Consider the following 14,624-nt stretch of genomic DNA (forward strand, 5'->3'; position numbering starts at 1 on the left):
CGACATCATCGAGGCCGAGGAGTCGTCATGACTGTCGCTGCCATTGTCGGCGGAGTGCTCGCGCTGTTCGTCATCGTGGCGGCACTGCTCCACCTGAGCCGACGGCGGGGCGCCCCGCCGGCACTCGGCCGGTCACTGCGGCTGGTCGCCCTGGGGTTGACCCTGGGAATCGTCGTCGCCCTGCTGCCCGACACCGTGTCCGACAACGGCGCGGCCACCGGCTACCTGCTGGGTGTGCCGGTGGTCGCGGCCCTGCTGCCCCTCGCCGCCGACCTGATCGGCCGCGCCGTCGGCGCCACGACGGCGCTCTGCGCGCTGGTGATGCTGGCGTGGGGCCTGCTCCTGGGTCTTGGCGACGGGGTCTACGTCGTGGTCCCAGCGCTCGTCCTCGGCGCGGCGGCGATCGCAGCGACCACCCCGCGGCGTGGGCTGCCCGTCCGCGAGCGCGGCGATCGCCCGGTCGACGCCTGACGGTCCCGACGACACGTGTCCCGGCGGGCCCCGAGGCTGGCCGGGGCGTCGCAACTCGCACCGTGCCGATCGGCCGCGTACGTCTTGGAGCATCGCGGCACCGAGGTGACCACCACCAGCGTGGTGATCTCCAGCGGGGAAGGCGATAGCGGAGGCCTACTCCAAGCTTCAGTTAGGCGAGTGCGACAGGATTGGTGGTGCCGCGGCTAAGGGTGCACGGCCGTTCGTGTGGGGTGACCGGAGCGCAAGGCGTTGGAGCGGGCGCCGGGCCGGGCATTTACCGAGGTAGTCACGGTCCATGGTGGGGCGTTGGTGGACTTGACGTCAATACAGGGTTCTGGGAGCACGAGGGCGCTGCCGAGTTGTCAGACGGCCGGTCACCCCGTCGTCGGAGGCCGATTCCGTGGGTGCTGCTACTGTTACCGGATGTTCCTCCTTCGTGCGTAGACCAAAGACCGCCTCCGCCCTGGCGCGGAAGGCCCTACTGTCTTTGACCTGCCTTTGGCGCGTGCGCGCGCCACGTTCGACGAGGAACGTCATATGTCTTCCCTATCGGGGAATCCTTCGTATTCTACGGTGCTGCGTCAGCCATTTGCGCTGCGGACCTTTGCTGCAGCCACAGTCGGCCGCTTCTCATACGGCATCGTCTTTTTATCTTTGGTGGTGGCACTCAGCCAGACGACTGGCTCTTACGCTTGGGCGGGCACAGCCGTAGCGTGTTTCGGGCTCAGCTCTTCTTTCCTGGCGCCACTGCGTGCCCGACTGCTCGACCGGCGAGGACCACGGCAGGTTCTGCCGGTCATGGCGACTGTCTATGCGGCCTTGCTCGCGACACTGGCAGCTGCCACCTGGGGTTCGGGTACGTCGCCTTGGATACTGCTGGTCCTGACGCTCTCGGCGGGCGCCTGCGCGCCTCCGCTCGGGCCGGTGATGCGGGCCCTGTGGAGTGACCTGATGCCTGACGAGCAACTACGGCAGCGCGCCTTCGCCCTGGACACTGTTGTGGAGGAGCTGCTGTACGTGTTCGGCCCCATGGTGGCTGGGCTGTTCATCGCTTTCGGTAATCCCGCCCTTGGCGTGGGCTTCAGTGCCGTCCTGGTCCTGACCGGCACGCTCGCGCTGGTCACCTCTCCTCTCCTGCGGAGCCAGGTTTCCGAAGCTGCAACGGACGAGCTGAACACCGATCCGACAAGCGCCGACGACAGCCCCGAGACCAGCTCAGACCAGGGGCCTCCGACAGGTGAGAAAGCGCGCGGCTGGGTTGAGCTGCTGGCCCCAGTCGTTGTGGCAGGGGGAGTCGGCATGGCATTGGGCGCCCTGCAACTACTGGTGGTCGCCTTCGCAGAAAAGCACCACCACGTCGCGGCCGTGGCATGGATTCAAGCTGCTCTCTCAGTGGGCAGCGCCATCGGGGGCATGGCATATGGGGCCCGCAAGTGGCGTCTGCCCAGCAGGCAACGCCTGCTTCTGTTGGCCTTCGCCCTGTCCGTGGTGCTGGCAGCCGCAGGGACTGTCTCCAACCTATTCGTACTGACCATCGCGGTTGGGTGCATCGGTCTCTTCGTCGCGCCGGCCTTGTCGACGGCCTACCTTGTCGCGGATGAGTGCGCCACGGAGAAGACGCGCATCCAAGCCGGCACGTGGGTCAACAGCGCTTTCAACGCCGGTAATTCGGGTGGGACCACGACTGCGGGCCTGCTCCTGGGGCAGGTTCCTCTGTCCATGTGCTTCGTGGCAGCGGCGGCTCCCACCCTGGCATCTACTGTCATCGCACTCGTGCGGCCCCGGCAGGCTGTTCAACGTGCCGCCCCAACGAAGATCGCGTCCGGAGGGATGTCCGCTGCCGGTGGGTGACCTGTCTTGAGTCCGTCTTGCTGAGCGAACCTCCCGGTAGCCGGCGTCGCCGTACGCCGGCTACCGACGCGTCGAGGAGGGGACTGTCATGTCCAACCCGTTCGAGGTCGAGGCCGGCGACTTTGTCGTGCTGCGCAACGACGAGGGGCAGTACTTCCACACTTGCGATGTCAAGATTGTCTGTAGGTTCGTCCAGCAGCAGGAGATTGGCGCCGGACAGTTCGAGGAGCAGAATTTGGAGCCTTGCTTGTTGACCGCCGGAGAGCGTCTCGAATAATTGGTTTCGGGCCGGCGCCAACTCATACCTGGCCAATGCCGACATCGCGTCGTTGAGGGTCTGCGGTTTCGCTGACTCGATCTGGCTACGCCCGGAGCCGGAACGAGCGACCCGCGGCATACCACTGACCCGCGAACGGATCGTCGCCTAGGCGGTCGCGCTCCTCAACGAGAGCGGCCTCGAGGGCCTGACCATGCGCCGCCTCGCACAGCGCCTCGACGTCACCCCCACGGCGCTGTACTGGCACGTGCGCACCAAAGACGACATCCTCGACCTAGCCGTCGACCAGATCTTCGCAGACGTAGTCCTGCCCAAGCCGAGCGAGAACTGGCAGGACGACGTACGGCTGCTTACTCACCGATGGCGCGAGGTCATGCTGCGACACCCGTGGGCCGCCGGCCTCATCGGACGCCCGATGCTCGGCCCGAACGTCCTAGCCCGCACCGAATTTTTCCAGTCGGCGCTGGTCCGGGGCGGACTCACCGGCGTGCGGCTGGTGGTCTCCACCCGGGTGATCGCGAACTTCGTGATCGGCGCTGCGCTCACCGAGGCGACGTGGCGGCAGGTCTCCCCCGACCGGACCCACAACCAGGCCCGCGAACACATCACGGCACGGCCCGCCACGTACCCCACGCTCGTCGCCTCCGGCCACCTCGACAGCAGCCAGTGGGACGAGGACGACCTCTTCACCAGGGGCATCACCGAACTTCTCAGCCGAGTCGACCACCAGGCCTAGCCGAAACAGCCAAGGCAGCGGGTCCTCAACGGGCGCCACCCCACGGTCGCGGGTCGCCTTGATCCCGCAGCTGATCACGGCGACGCCTTCAGATCGGCCAGGGACATCGCCGCGTCGTCCGTGGTGGGCGCGAGCCGGGTCATCACCATGTCGTGGAACCCCAGGCCCGTCTCCAGGCTCACCTCGGCCCACAGGTCGATGTCGTGCCCCAACTCGCGAAGCCGGTCGATAACCCGGTCAGTAAGAGCCGCCGAGGTGCCCTCCAGCCGCGCCGACCAGGCGAGGAAGGCCTCCGCCTCGGCACCGGGGTCGAGGACCGCCAGCACGTCGCGCCCCTCGGTGCTCCACCACTCATGCAGTGCCGCCGTACGACGGCCATAGTCGGGGTCCGAGAGCGGCCCGGCAGCGAGCTGCTCCAGGGACCGCGCCGCCCGATCGGAGGTGGGGCTGGCGCTCTCCCGGACGATCCGGGCCTGTAGGCCAGCCAGGATCTGGTGGAAGTTGGGCAGCCGCACGGCCCGGGTGGGTGCACCGCCGGCAACCAGCCGATCGACCACCTCGGCCGGGGCCAGGTCACGGCGGGTGCCGTCGTCGGCGCCGCGCAGGGCGGACTCCACCGCGTCGCCGCCGAGGAAGAGGCAGGACTCCCGTACCGCGGTCTCCGGCAGGTCGGACGTGTGGACGACGCACATCACCATGTTCTGCGAGCCGAATTCGTACCGCAGCAGGCCGGGCTCCGACAGACCCGGGTTGGAAGGCCCCTTGAGCTCGGAGAGCCACTCGGCCGCCGGGACGTCACCGGGACGGTCGAGGAGGAGCGCCACCGCCGGGCCGAGTCGGTAGTAGCGCGGCATATACCACCACAACGGGCGGCTGCCGGCGTCCATCAGCCTCACCTGGGTGTAGCGGTAGAGCTCCTCGAGCCGGCGGTGGTGCGGGCGCACCACCTTAAGGGCGGTCACGCCGAAGCCCCGCTCGCCCAGCCACGCGACGATATCCGGAACCTGGCCCTGGCGGACCGCTTCGGGCCGCGCGAGCATGAAGGCTGTGCGTCGCGCCGCCGCCGGGTGCGCGTCGAGCAAGCGCCGGGGCTCGGCCCAATCGTCCACCGGCAGCGCCGCCAACAGCCCCGCCATCGACTCGTCCCCCATGATTCTGCCCTTCCGGTGCCCGCCGCTCCGCCGCCAAGTCGGGCACTCCCCACGCATGCGCCTGGCCGTCCCGTCCTCGGCACGCGTCGCCGTCACCAGCGGCGGCTTCGACCTGCGGGCGGGTCCAGTTCCGCCGCCCGGGCGAGCAGCGCGCCCCGGTCGATCAAGTCGACGTTCGTCGCCGCCACGGTACAGGCGTAAGCCCCGGAGATCGCGCCGTACAGGGCGCACCGCCGCGCCGGCTCCCCCGCGAGCCAGCCGAACAGGAAGCCTGCGGCGAAGGCGTCGCCCGCACCGTTGGAGTCCACCACCGGCGCCGGCGGGTCGACCGCCGGAACATGGCTGAACTCCCCGTCGACCAGCAGGTACGCCCCCTCGGCTCCGGCGGTGGCGACGACCGTGCGGGCCCGGCCGCGTTCGACGATGCGCCGCATCGTCTGCTCGGGGTCGGCCAGTGCGGCCGACGACACAAAGACGAGGTCGGCCGCGTAGGCGAAGTCCTCGTGGTACGGCTCGTGGCCGTCCCAGTTGTGTAGGTCCGTGGAGATGGTTACGCCCGCCGCGCGCAGCGTAGGGAGGGCGAAGGCGCACGGATAGGTGATCGACACGTGGGCGTGCCGGCTCGCCGCGGCGAGGGCGGTGACCAGCTCCACCGGGAGCCGGTCCCCCGCCTCGGATCGGCTGCTGTCGTACAGGGACAACCGCCGCCCGTCCGGGGCGACGAGGTTGACCGCGCGGCGGGTACCGGCCCGCAGCGGAGAGGCGGTGAGCGGGATGCCCCGCTCGTCGTGCAGGGCGCGGACCAAGTCACCCTCATGGTCGTCGCCGATCACATCGACGTGGTGAGTACGCAGACCCAGGGCGTGAACCGCCATCGCCACGAAGTCGCCGGTCTGCCCCGCGCGAGTCGTGATCGCCGGCACCATATAGCTGTCGGCGAACGGAAGGGGCAACTGCGGTGCGTAGACGATGGTGTCCACGCCGGCGCCGCCCAGGACAAGAACGTCGATCTCCGGACGTCGGGGGCGACGCTCACCCCGCGGCTCACCCGTCATCGGCGGAAGTCGCGCAACCAGGAGCGAAGCTCGCGCTCCACGAGCTCGGGACGCTCCAGGGTGAGCGCGTGCGCGGTGTCCGGCACCCGTAGGAGGCTGGCCTTCGGGATGGCGTTCTCGAGCGCGGCCGCCATCGCCTTCGTCCCGGCGGTGTCGGCCGCACCGACGAGCACTCGTACCGGGCAGGTGACGTCGGACAGCCGGGTGGCCGCCGCCGGCTCGACGGAGGTGAATTCCGGAGTGTCCTTCTGCTGCGCGTAATTCACCCGGGACATCTCGATCACGCTCGTGCGGACCGCCTGGCGCCCCTCGGTTTGGTCACGGGTCGGACCGTCGACCAGTAACCGGACCTCGTTGGCGATGACGTCCTCGACCTCCCACGCGTCCTCGGCCGCGCGGATCGCCGCTACCAGTTCCCGCTCGTTGTCGGCCACCGGCGCGTCGAACCCGCCAATGTCCGGCGCCAGGAGGAACAGGCCGCGTACCCGCTGCGGATGGGTGAGCGCGAAGTCGACAGCCAGCCTGGCCCCCCGCGACTCTCCCACCAGGACGGCGCTGTCCAGGACGTACGCGTCGAGAACGGCGGCCAAGTCGGCCAGGTCCGAGTAGGTGCCGTCCAGCGACGTGGTGGATCGACCGAAGCAACGACAGTCGTAGGAGACCGTGAAAAACTCGTCGCCGACCGCGCGCATCAGGGGAAACCACATCTGCGAGTGCGCGATGCCGGAGTGCACGAGGAGGACGGCGGGTCGAGTCGGGTCACCGCCGCTGCTGGTGAAAAGCGAACCGCCAGGAACGGTCACACGACGAGACTCCATCAGATTACGTTGGCCCTTCATCGATTCTTCGTGACGTGCTGATGCCCCCGCCTCGATCCGCCGGCGACACAAGCTCGGCGAACCCTTGGACACCTCTGAGCAGGTACCGGTGGTCGCCCTTCCAGGGCCGGTGCGGGGGTCTCAGCCCTCGAACTCGCCGGGGGCCAGCGAGCGCACGACGCAGAACTCGTTGCCTTCGGGGTCGGCTAGGACCTCCCAGCCGCGGTCCGGGCCCTGACCCACATCGACTCTGCCGGCGCCCAGGGCGATCAGCCGCTGCACCTCGTCCTTGGTGCTCATGTCGAACGGGCTGACATCGAGGTGGAGACGGTTCTTCACGGTCTTGCCCTCAGGCACCCGGACGAAGACCAGGGTGACCGGCATTTGACGGGCCCGCACGTCCTCGACGTTCGGCTCCCAGGAGCCGATCTCGACGCTGTCCTCGTTGCGGTCGAGAACCGTGAAGCCGAAGACCTCGCACCAGAAGGCAGCGAGCCGTTCCGGGTTGTGGCAGTCGATGCTCAGCACCTCGAACCTGCTTGTCATGTAGCTCCTAGGGAGTGTGGACGGGCCCCAAGAGTATTGGCTCGCACCGACGGACTGTCTAGCCGAAAACCTCCTGAGTACTCGGTCCAGCCCAACAACGGGACCACTGGGGTTGCCTACCTGATGCACGAACCTGAGGATGTCCTTTGTGACCCCCCGCAGAGAACGCATGAGATTGCAGACGACGAGGATCTCTTCATGCTCGCCTCAAGCTGACGGCGGAGCCGACGAGCGCATCCCGGACCTGGTCGTCGTGCAGTGCTAAGGAAGTCGCCTGGTGGGCAGAGGCCCACCACGCGGGTTCCTCGGCTCGCCGTCCTGACCGGCACCCACATCGTCAACGACTTCTACCAAGGGGCGACGAGCGCGATCATCGCGCTGCTCGCGGTACGCCACGGCTACAGCTTCGTCGGGGTGACCGGGCTCCTGCTGGCCGTCACCGCATCGTCTTCGATCGTGCAGCCCATCCTGGGGCTTATCGCGGACCGCCATCGGACACCGTGGATGATGTCCGCTGGCGTACTGACCTCCGGTGTGGGATGTGCCCTGCTTGGCATCACGGAGGGTTACTGGCTGTCGTGTGCCGCCGCCGTCGTCGCCGGTCTCGGGATCGCCGCCTACCACCCGGAAAGCGCGCGGGCCGTCCGGGAGGTGGGGGGCGGCTCCGCGACGGCGATGAGTTGGTTTGCCCTGGGGGGCAATGTCGGTTACACGCTCGGCCCGCTCGCGGCCACGCCATTTCTCCTCTGGCTCGGTCTCGACGCGAGCCCCTGGCTGGTCGTACCAGCGGTCGGGGCGGCGATCGCGGGCAGCCTGGTGATGCGTCGCCGCTCGGACTGGGCGGACCGTGGGCGGGCCCGGTCCAACGCGGCGTCCGCCCGGGACAACTGGCGCGCCTTCGGCTGGTTGACGTTGTCGATCTCGGCACGCTCCGCGGTGATCGTCGGAGTCGCCTCGTTCCTCCCGCTGCTGTTCATCCGGGAGTTCGGGGCCACCCAGCAGATGGGCAGTAACTCGCTCGCATTGTTCTTCGCGGCGGGCCTCATCGGCACGCTCGTCGGCGGTCACGTCGCCGACCGATGGGGAGAAACCCTGCCCCTCTGGTTCGGGTACGCCGCCACTTCTACGGCCCTGGTGGTACTGGCAGTGGCGCCGCTTCCGTGGATCGCGTGGATGGCGGTCGCCCTGCTCGGCGTCGGTAGCTACCTGCCCTTCGGGGTGAACGTCACACTCGGCCAGCGCTACCTACCGGGGCGGGCGGCCACCGCCTCCGGCGTCACACTCGGTCTCGCGGTGTCGGTGGGAGGCTTTCTCGCCCCAGTCTTCGGGCTGATCGCCGACGGTGCCGGCCTCAACGCGGCACTGCTCACGTTGGCGGTCATGCCAATCATCGCGATGGTCGCGGTTCATCGTCTCCCCTCAGTGTCGAACGACGCCGAAAAGTAGCCGCCAGCGCGCCCGCGACTGGCGGGCCTACCGCGCAAACACGTCGTGCACACTCACCGGGACACCCGAGCGCACCGTCGGGAACAACTGACCGACGAACCAGCGGGCAAACTTCGCGGTGTGCGGCGCGTCGACGAACAGGTAGTCGATGTCGTACCGGTGGTCTCGGAGCGTCTCCTAGGCGTCGCCCGGGATGAACGTCCACCGGCCATCTGCCAGGTCCGCGGCGACGTTGTGGCGCGTTGTCGATCAGGTCATGGGTGAAGAGGCACCGTAGCTAAGCGTAATGACGGTTGACATTAGCTAATGGATCGTGATGGCATCGCCCTGCTGATGGCGTCCGCATCGACGGGCGGCTCTTGGATCACCGGGGGACCAAGGACATGAGCGCTGTGGATAATCTTGCGGAAAAGAAGACGCCAACCGCTGTCCTCTGTGGCCCCGACACCGGAATCGCCTTCGTCGGCTGCGGCTACGTGGCCGACTTCTACGCCGCGACGCTGCCCAACCACCGACTCAATCTGCGCGGCGTGTTCGACGCGCGGCAGGAGCGGGCCGAGACTTTCGGCGCGTTCCACAAGGTGCCGGTGTACCCGTCGATCGAGGCGATCCTCGCCGACGACTCCGTGGAGATAGTGGTCAACCTGACCAACCCGAGCAGCCACTACGACGTCTCGCGTCGCTGTCTGGAGGCCGGCAAGCACGTCTACTCGGAGAAACCGCTGGCTCTCCGCCTGGACCACGCGAGCGACCTGCTCGAGCTTGCCAGCCGCCGCGGGCTGGGGTTGTCCTCCGCACCGTGCTCCCTGCTCAGCGAAACGGCGCAAAGCCTGTGGCACGCGCTGCGCGGCGGGGTCATCGGTCAACCCCGGCTGGCCTACGCCGAGCTCGACGACGGCGCCATCCATCAGATGCCGTTCCAGAACTGGATCAGCATCTCCGGCGCGCCATGGCCCTACGTGGACGAATTCCGTACCGGGCCGATCATGGAGCACGCCGGCTACTACGTCACCTGGTTGACCGCGTTCTTCGGCCCGGCCACCGCCGTGACGTCGTACGCCGGTCTGCTGGTCCCGGACCGGCTGGCCGGTGTCGACCCGGGCCCACCCGCGCCCGACTTCGCCTGCGCCGTCATCGAGTTCGCCTCCGGGGTAATCGCCCGTCTGACCTGCGGCACCGTCGCACCCGAGAACCACACGTTCACGATCGTCGGCGACGAGGGAGTGCTCTCCGTCGACGACTGCTGGAACTTCGGCGCTCCGGTCACCGTCCGGACCCGGGCGGACAGTGCGCGGGCCCGGCACCACTACCTGACCGGGCCACGCACCTACCCGCTGGTGCGCCCCGCCGACTATCCGCACCGCTACACCGACACACACGACATGGACTTCGCGCGTGGTGTGGCCGACCTGGCGGCGAGCGTACGTGGCGAGGGGCGGCAGCACCTGACCGCGGAGCACGCCGTGCACGTCTTGGAGATCGTGCTGGCCATGGCCCGTTCGGCAGCCGAACCCGCCCGGGTGCGGATCGACAGCACCTTCGCTCCGCTCGCGCCACAGGACTGGGCGACAGACCAGTTCGAGGCCGACGTTGTGGCGCTGAGGTCATGAGCGACCCCGTCCGCCGGGGCGTCCTCGCCGCGGGCCGGACCGCCATCACGCTCGGTCAGATCCGGATGGACGTCGCGCAGTCCATCGAGCTGTTCGACCGCTTTCTCCACCGGCTCGCGCACACCTGCCGGCGGGAGGGTCAGTACCACCTGGCCGACACGGTGCTCGGAGCCCGCGATGATCTGTCGGCCCATCTCGTCGACCAGTTCCACGCCTGGTCCCCCCAGTTCCCCCGGACGCTGGCAACGGATGGCGCGGTTCGATGACCCGAGCATCTCCCGGAACCGACCGGACGCAAGCCGCGGCGCGGCTCGCTATCGGCGGGTACTTCTTCATAAACGGGGTGATCTTCGCGTCCTGGGTGTCGCGGATCCCGGACATCATGCACCGGTTGCGGCTAGACGAGCGCCAGCTGGGCGCCGCGCTGTTCGTGGCGGCGGTTGGCACCGTGATCGGGCTGCTGTGGATGGAACGCCGGCTGGACCGGTACGGCAGCCATCGGGTCGTCGTCCTGGCGGCGTTGCTGGTCGCGCTCGGCCTGATCGGTCCGGGCCTGGCCGGGAGCCTGCCGTGGCTGATGGTCGCGCTGCTGGTGTTCGGACTCGCCAGCGGCGTACTGAACGTTGCGATGAACGCGCAGGCCGTAGCGCTGGATCGGGTGGCGGGCCGGCCGATCATCTCGTACTTCCACGCCGCGTACAGCGCCGGTGGCCTGATTGGCGCGGGCCTCGGCGCGCTCGCGGTGGCGGCCCGGCTATCACCGTCCGTCGCCTTCGCAGTCCTCGGGGTGGGGGCGGCTGCGGCGTCGCTGCTGGCGGCCCGGTGGGTCGTGCCGGAACGTCCGCTGCCGCCCGACGTCGGCATGGAAGCCGAGCATGCCGGAGCCGGCGTGGAAGCCGAACGCTCCGGGATCGGCGCGGCCGAACAACCGCCGCCGCGGCTGGGCGCGCGGATCACGCTTCTCGGGCTGTGTTGGTTCGCCTGCCTGATGGCCGAGGGTGTGATCGCCGACTGGGCCGGAGTGTTCCTGCGGGACGACCTGCAGGCCTCGCCGCACTTCGCACCGGCCGGTTTCTTCTTCTTCTCCGTCGCCATGGTGACCGCGCGGCTGACCGGAAGCCGGCTGGTTGCCCGGTTCGGCCCAGAACGAGTGGTCCAGACGAGCTCCCTCCTGGCGGCCGCCGGCCTCGTCCTGTTCGTGCTCGCCCCCAACTGGATCGTCGGGGTGCTCGGCCTGTGCGTCTTCGGCCTCGGTCTGGCCTGCATCGGGCCGCAACTGTTCCGCTGGGCCGGTGAGGGCGCGTCCCGCTGGACGGGCCGGGCGGTGGCGCGGGTGTCCGTCTTCGGGTACGTCGGCCTGCTCGGCGGACCACCGATCATCGGCGTACTCGCCCACTGGATCGGGCTCCGTACCGCGTTGGCCGTCCTGATCGCATTGATGCTGGCCGTGGCAGTACTTTCACTCAGGGTCACCGCTCCGCGAGCGGTCACGACGGTCCGAGCCTGAGCACTGAGGCCGACCATCTGATGACGAGGCGGGTAGGCGGCATGACGACCCACCGCGCCAGCACGGATCGACTCACTCATCACGCCGCCGGGTCGCGCGGGCGTTCGAAATGGCGCCGACCGGTAGCGATCTGACCGCGGCCGCCCGGCAGACCGCACACCAGACTCTCGGGGACAACACCCGGACTCTCGAGCTGATACGTTGAGCAACCCCAACAAATCGACGAGCGGTCGATAGATGGTCATTACTCTGGCAACGATTTTCGGCCTGGCACTCGTGGACAGCCTGAGTCCAGCAATGCTCGCGGTCAGCCTGTACTTCGTGCTGAAGACCGAGCGCTACGTCTCCCGGGTGGCCGTCTACGTAGCGACGGTAGTGACGGTCTACCTCGGGCTCGGCATCGCCCTGATGCTCGGATTCGGTGCCCTGGCGGACATCATGAGCAACGACATTGGGCGAACGATCGTTCACATACTGCAGGTCGTCGTCGGCGTCTCACTGCTCATCTACAGCATCGCCGGAGGCTGGTCCAAGAAGCCGGCGGAGCCGGTGCGACGCCCCACCTCCCAGCGCATTCCGATCGTCATCGGGCTCGCCCTCAGTGTGACCCTGGCCGAGTTCCTCACCGCCCTGCCGTACTTCGGTGCCGTCGGCATCCTCGCCGGTAGCGACTTCACGACGCCGCAGTGGTTGTCCCTGCTGATCGCTTACAACATCGTCGCCGTCCTGCCCACAGTCGCGATCGTCTTCGTCGCGATCATCCTCCGCGAACGGCAACGTGAGCGTTTTCAACGCTGGCTCGACAAGCTGTCGAATTCCCGCGGGTCATGGCTGACCCTGGTCGGTATCGCCGGATTCCTGCTGGCGCGAAACGGCGCCGCATATCTGGTGGTGGACTTCGGCCTGGTGGACGGCCTAGTGGACATCGGCGATGCCGACACACCGCCGAAGTGACATGGCAACGGTCCGATCCCGCCAGCGGAGACCCGGACCGGTCGGTGCCGGGTTTCAGCCCTGGCTTCCGGCGCCGGTCCCGCGCGACGACAGCACGGGTCCCGCCGAACGTAGTTTTGGCACGGTACCGGGATCGCGGAACCGTCAGCGGATCGTTCGGGAGGCCACGTGGCCCATCTCCCAGGCCCAGACCGCGATGCCCACCCGGTTGCGCACGTCGAGCTTCCGCTGGATCGCCGCGACGTGGGTCTTGACCGTGCCGGGCGAGATGAACAGCTCACCGGCGATGTCGGCGTTCGTCTTGCCACCGGCGACCTGTACCGCGATCTCGATCTCCCTCGCCGTCAGCGGCTCGATCAGCGCCGGCTGCGGCTTCGGGGGTGCGGTCAGATTCTTGAGCAACCGTACGGTGATCGACGGGCTGATCAGGCTGTCACCGGCCATTGCGGCGCGGACGGCCTCGATGAGCAGGTTCGGCCCCGAACGCTTGAGCAGGAACCCCGAGGCGCCGTGGCGCAGCGCCGGGTACACGTACTCGTCGAGGTCGAAGGTCGTGACCACAACCACGCGTACCTGACCGGGTGAGCCCGGCCCGGTGAGCCGGCGAGTGACCTCGAGACCGTCCATCTTCGGCATCCGGATGTCAACCAGCAGCACGTCCGGGCGCAACCGGTCGGCGAGGTCAAGCGCGGCTACCCCGTCGGCGGCCGCACCCACGACCTCCATGTCCGCCTGGCTCTCCAGGATGCGCCGCACGCCCCGCCGGACCATGTCCTGATCATCGGCGATCAGTACCCGTATCGTCACGGGCGCCATGGTGGCACGCGGCCGGCGCCCGTGACGAGCCACACATTCCCGATGGTCCGGTCAGGTCTCGTCCGGCCGCTGCCGTCGCACCACGCCGGCTGCAAAGACGACAGCCAGCATCAGCGCCGCCGTACCGGCCACCAGCAGCGGCGACGGGCCAGTCGGGCGACCGGACTCACGGACCGCGCCCATGAAATCCACGAAGGCGACGCGCAGCCACCATCAGCTGCCGGTCCGCACCGGCGTGGCCGCGATGAGCTGCCCGACGCCGGTACTCCGGTCGCGGGCGATCGAGTTGCGCACCACGTAGAACCCGCCGAGCGTGAGCCATAGGGCGCTCGCGAAGGCAATGAGCGTACCGATGTAGGGGCTGTTGTAGATGCCGCGGTACGGCCCGATGTACATGACCACCCCGTGGGTGTCCGCGGCCGCCGCGGCCAGGTAGCCGAGCCCGGTGGTCAGCTCGTTCACTATGACCACTCGTGGGTCGGCGAGGAGCGCCTGCGCGATGCCGATTCGCCGCAGCATGCCGCCGGAGTACTTCCCGAGCGGGCGCTGGTGACGTTGATTATCTCCAACATGTCGGGTCCGCCTAGGCCTTGTTGACGCGGATTCGGCCATCGACGGCCGTCACCGTAATGACTCGCTTGCTCGCCGGGTCGGAGTCAAGGCCGTCGGCCCTGCCCACGATCTTGTACGTCTCCGGACCCTTCGGCAGGGTCACCTCGACCGAACCGCTTGCGTTGGCCTCGACCCGGTCCGGGGCCACGGCGAAGCCGAGCTTGATGTTGGCGTCGGCCGTGGTGCTCGCCGTCACGTCGCGCGAGCGCGCTCCGGTGACGACGATGTCGCCGCCACCGCTCTTCAACCGCAGCTTTCCGGCCGGGTTGCTGGCTCGCAGTGATCCGTCGTTGGTGAGCGTGGCGGTGAGGTCGCCGGCCAACGCGTCGATCTTCACCGGGCTGCCGGACGACTTCAACTCGATCGCAACGCCCTTGGGCACTTTGACCGTGTGCTCGCTGGAGCATTCGAGCACCAGGCCGCTGCAGTTGACGCTCAGCTTCAGCGTGTCGCCATCCAGCGCCCAGGTGGCGTCGCCGTCGTCCTCGGCGTCGCCTTCCAGCGACCGCTCCACCTCGATGTCGGCGCCGTCGCCGTTGGCGATCCTCAGCTCCGTCTCCCTGGTGTCGATTACGAGCAACGTGCCGGAGAAGGGGAAGCTTCGGCTCTCCGTCTTGGCCGGCCCCGCATCGCAGCCGGTCAGCCCGGCGAGCAGGGTCGTGGCTACCAGTAGGACACCTGCTGATGTCTTGCGCAAAACCACCAGTTCCTCCAGCGACTCGTTTGCTGTACGTACTCAGCCTCGCGGCCCCCGCGCGCCGGTGCATCTGC

At 68.4% G+C, this 14,624-nt stretch carries 17 protein-coding genes and 2 pseudogenes; 9 read left to right on the top strand and 10 right to left on the bottom strand.

Annotated elements, in window-relative coordinates:
• Positions 1 to 27 precede the first annotated feature (27 nt).
• Positions 28 to 471, top strand: a complete 444-nt coding sequence (locus SALPAC2_RS0114095; protein WP_018217284.1) for a hypothetical protein — start codon at positions 28 to 30, stop codon at positions 469 to 471.
• Between the two features lie 576 nt (positions 472 to 1,047).
• A complete protein-coding gene (locus SALPAC2_RS0114100; protein ID WP_026184731.1) occupies positions 1,048 to 2,325 on the top strand; it encodes an MFS transporter in 1,278 nt (425 codons plus the stop codon).
• A gap of 148 nt (positions 2,326 to 2,473) precedes the next feature.
• On the opposite strand, the pseudogene SALPAC2_RS26200 reads toward SALPAC2_RS0114100, so the two are convergent.
• A pseudogene (locus SALPAC2_RS26200) lies at positions 2,474 to 2,650 on the bottom strand (ATP-binding cassette domain-containing protein); the annotation flags it as partial.
• 115 nt (positions 2,651 to 2,765) lie between these two features.
• Between SALPAC2_RS26200 and SALPAC2_RS28205 the strand changes: the two are divergent.
• A pseudogene (locus SALPAC2_RS28205) lies at positions 2,766 to 2,864 on the top strand (TetR family transcriptional regulator); the annotation flags it as partial.
• A complete protein-coding gene (locus SALPAC2_RS24825) occupies positions 2,850 to 3,338 on the top strand; it encodes a TetR/AcrR family transcriptional regulator C-terminal domain-containing protein (protein ID WP_263404678.1) in 489 nt (162 codons plus the stop codon). The pseudogene SALPAC2_RS28205 and the gene SALPAC2_RS24825, both read left to right, overlap by 15 nt.
• 74 nt (positions 3,339 to 3,412) lie before the next feature.
• Here SALPAC2_RS24825 and SALPAC2_RS0114115 read toward each other — a convergent pair whose 3' ends face one another.
• The 4 genes from SALPAC2_RS0114115 to SALPAC2_RS0114130 all read right to left on the bottom strand — a co-directional run bounded on the left by SALPAC2_RS0114115 (position 3,413) and on the right by SALPAC2_RS0114130 (position 6,908).
• Entirely contained in the window at positions 3,413 to 4,489 is a 1,077-nt protein-coding gene (locus tag SALPAC2_RS0114115) for a nucleoside-diphosphate kinase (RefSeq protein ID WP_018217288.1), read from the bottom strand.
• 92 nt (positions 4,490 to 4,581) lie between these two features.
• A complete protein-coding gene (locus SALPAC2_RS0114120; protein WP_050563101.1) occupies positions 4,582 to 5,544 on the bottom strand; it encodes an adenosine kinase in 963 nt (320 codons plus the stop codon).
• A complete protein-coding gene (locus SALPAC2_RS0114125; protein WP_018217290.1) occupies positions 5,541 to 6,347 on the bottom strand; it encodes an alpha/beta fold hydrolase in 807 nt (268 codons plus the stop codon). The genes SALPAC2_RS0114120 and SALPAC2_RS0114125 overlap by 4 nt, the downstream gene beginning before the upstream one ends.
• Before the next feature lie 156 nt (positions 6,348 to 6,503).
• Positions 6,504 to 6,908 (bottom strand): VOC family protein, encoded by a 405-nt coding sequence (locus tag SALPAC2_RS0114130; RefSeq protein ID WP_018217291.1) that lies wholly within the window; start codon positions 6,906 to 6,908, stop codon positions 6,504 to 6,506.
• 258 nt (positions 6,909 to 7,166) lie between these two features.
• On the opposite strand from SALPAC2_RS0114130, the gene SALPAC2_RS0114135 reads away from it, so the two are divergent.
• Positions 7,167 to 8,354: an MFS transporter gene (locus SALPAC2_RS0114135; RefSeq protein WP_018217292.1), complete on the top strand. Its 1,188-nt coding sequence runs from the start codon at positions 7,167 to 7,169 to the stop codon at positions 8,352 to 8,354.
• A gap of 27 nt (positions 8,355 to 8,381) precedes the next feature.
• On the opposite strand, the gene SALPAC2_RS28515 is transcribed toward SALPAC2_RS0114135, so the two are convergent.
• Entirely contained in the window at positions 8,382 to 8,504 is a 123-nt protein-coding gene (locus SALPAC2_RS28515) for a hypothetical protein (protein ID WP_397540893.1), read from the bottom strand.
• A gap of 233 nt (positions 8,505 to 8,737) precedes the next feature.
• Between SALPAC2_RS28515 and SALPAC2_RS24830 the strand changes: the two genes are divergently transcribed.
• The 4 genes from SALPAC2_RS24830 (at position 8,738) to SALPAC2_RS0114160 (ending at position 12,425) form a co-directional block, all read left to right on the top strand.
• Positions 8,738 to 9,964 carry a Gfo/Idh/MocA family protein gene (locus SALPAC2_RS24830; RefSeq protein ID WP_109745459.1) on the top strand — a complete coding sequence of 409 codons (1,227 nt, stop codon included), beginning with the start codon at positions 8,738 to 8,740 and terminating at the stop codon, positions 9,962 to 9,964.
• Complete coding sequence (locus tag SALPAC2_RS0114145) at positions 9,961 to 10,230, top strand: hypothetical protein (protein WP_018217294.1); 270 nt, start codon at positions 9,961 to 9,963, stop codon at positions 10,228 to 10,230. The genes SALPAC2_RS24830 and SALPAC2_RS0114145 overlap by 4 nt, the downstream gene beginning before the upstream one ends.
• A complete protein-coding gene (locus SALPAC2_RS24835) occupies positions 10,227 to 11,471 on the top strand; it encodes an MFS transporter (protein ID WP_018217295.1) in 1,245 nt (414 codons plus the stop codon). The genes SALPAC2_RS0114145 and SALPAC2_RS24835 overlap by 4 nt, the downstream gene beginning before the upstream one ends.
• Positions 11,472 to 11,708: 237 nt before the next feature.
• On the top strand, positions 11,709 to 12,425 hold the full coding sequence (locus SALPAC2_RS0114160; RefSeq protein ID WP_080636923.1) for a GAP family protein: 717 nt from the start codon (positions 11,709 to 11,711) through the stop codon (positions 12,423 to 12,425).
• A 144-nt stretch (positions 12,426 to 12,569) separates the two neighbouring features.
• Here the strand turns inward: SALPAC2_RS0114160 and SALPAC2_RS0114165 are convergent, their stop codons facing one another.
• The 4 genes from SALPAC2_RS0114165 to SALPAC2_RS0114180 all read right to left on the bottom strand — a co-directional run bounded on the left by SALPAC2_RS0114165 (position 12,570) and on the right by SALPAC2_RS0114180 (position 14,556).
• Positions 12,570 to 13,241, bottom strand: coding sequence for a response regulator (locus SALPAC2_RS0114165; RefSeq protein ID WP_018217298.1), 672 nt, complete (start codon positions 13,239 to 13,241; stop codon positions 12,570 to 12,572).
• A gap of 51 nt (positions 13,242 to 13,292) precedes the next feature.
• Positions 13,293 to 13,424 carry a hypothetical protein gene (locus SALPAC2_RS28210; RefSeq protein ID WP_018217299.1) on the bottom strand — a complete coding sequence of 44 codons (132 nt, stop codon included), beginning with the start codon at positions 13,422 to 13,424 and terminating at the stop codon, positions 13,293 to 13,295.
• A gap of 30 nt (positions 13,425 to 13,454) precedes the next feature.
• Entirely contained in the window at positions 13,455 to 13,760 is a 306-nt protein-coding gene (locus tag SALPAC2_RS27930) for a hypothetical protein (protein ID WP_018217300.1), read from the bottom strand.
• Positions 13,761 to 13,824: 64 nt separating this feature from the next.
• On the bottom strand, positions 13,825 to 14,556 hold the full coding sequence (locus SALPAC2_RS0114180; RefSeq protein WP_018217301.1) for a DUF4097 family beta strand repeat-containing protein: 732 nt from the start codon (positions 14,554 to 14,556) through the stop codon (positions 13,825 to 13,827).
• Between the last annotated feature and the right edge of the window lie 68 nt (positions 14,557 to 14,624).

The organism is Salinispora vitiensis (genome assembly GCF_000378825.1).
Classification (GTDB): Bacteria; Actinomycetota; Actinomycetes; order Mycobacteriales; family Micromonosporaceae; genus Micromonospora; species Micromonospora vitiensis.

Bases quoted from the DNA above. Each gene is read 5' to 3' on its own strand.
- SALPAC2_RS0114095 (WP_018217284.1), top strand. From the start codon at position 28: ATGACTGTCGCTGCCATTGTCGGCGGAGTGCTCGCGCTGTTCGTCATC.
- SALPAC2_RS0114115 (WP_018217288.1), bottom strand. From the start codon at position 4,489: ATGGGGGACGAGTCGATGGCGGGGCTGTTGGCGGCGCTGCCGGTGGAC.
- SALPAC2_RS0114120 (WP_050563101.1), bottom strand. From the start codon at position 5,544: ATGACGGGTGAGCCGCGGGGTGAGCGTCGCCCCCGACGTCCGGAGATC.
- SALPAC2_RS0114130 (WP_018217291.1), bottom strand. From the start codon at position 6,908: ATGACAAGCAGGTTCGAGGTGCTGAGCATCGACTGCCACAACCCGGAA.
- SALPAC2_RS24830 (WP_109745459.1), top strand. From the start codon at position 8,738: ATGAGCGCTGTGGATAATCTTGCGGAAAAGAAGACGCCAACCGCTGTC.
- SALPAC2_RS0114145 (WP_018217294.1), top strand. From the start codon at position 9,961: ATGAGCGACCCCGTCCGCCGGGGCGTCCTCGCCGCGGGCCGGACCGCC.
- SALPAC2_RS24835 (WP_018217295.1), top strand. From the start codon at position 10,227: ATGACCCGAGCATCTCCCGGAACCGACCGGACGCAAGCCGCGGCGCGG.
- SALPAC2_RS0114160 (WP_080636923.1), top strand. From the start codon at position 11,709: ATGGTCATTACTCTGGCAACGATTTTCGGCCTGGCACTCGTGGACAGC.
- SALPAC2_RS0114165 (WP_018217298.1), bottom strand. From the start codon at position 13,241: ATGGCGCCCGTGACGATACGGGTACTGATCGCCGATGATCAGGACATG.
- SALPAC2_RS28210 (WP_018217299.1), bottom strand. From the start codon at position 13,424: ATGGGCGCGGTCCGTGAGTCCGGTCGCCCGACTGGCCCGTCGCCGCTG.
- SALPAC2_RS27930 (WP_018217300.1), bottom strand. From the start codon at position 13,760: ATGCTGCGGCGAATCGGCATCGCGCAGGCGCTCCTCGCCGACCCACGA.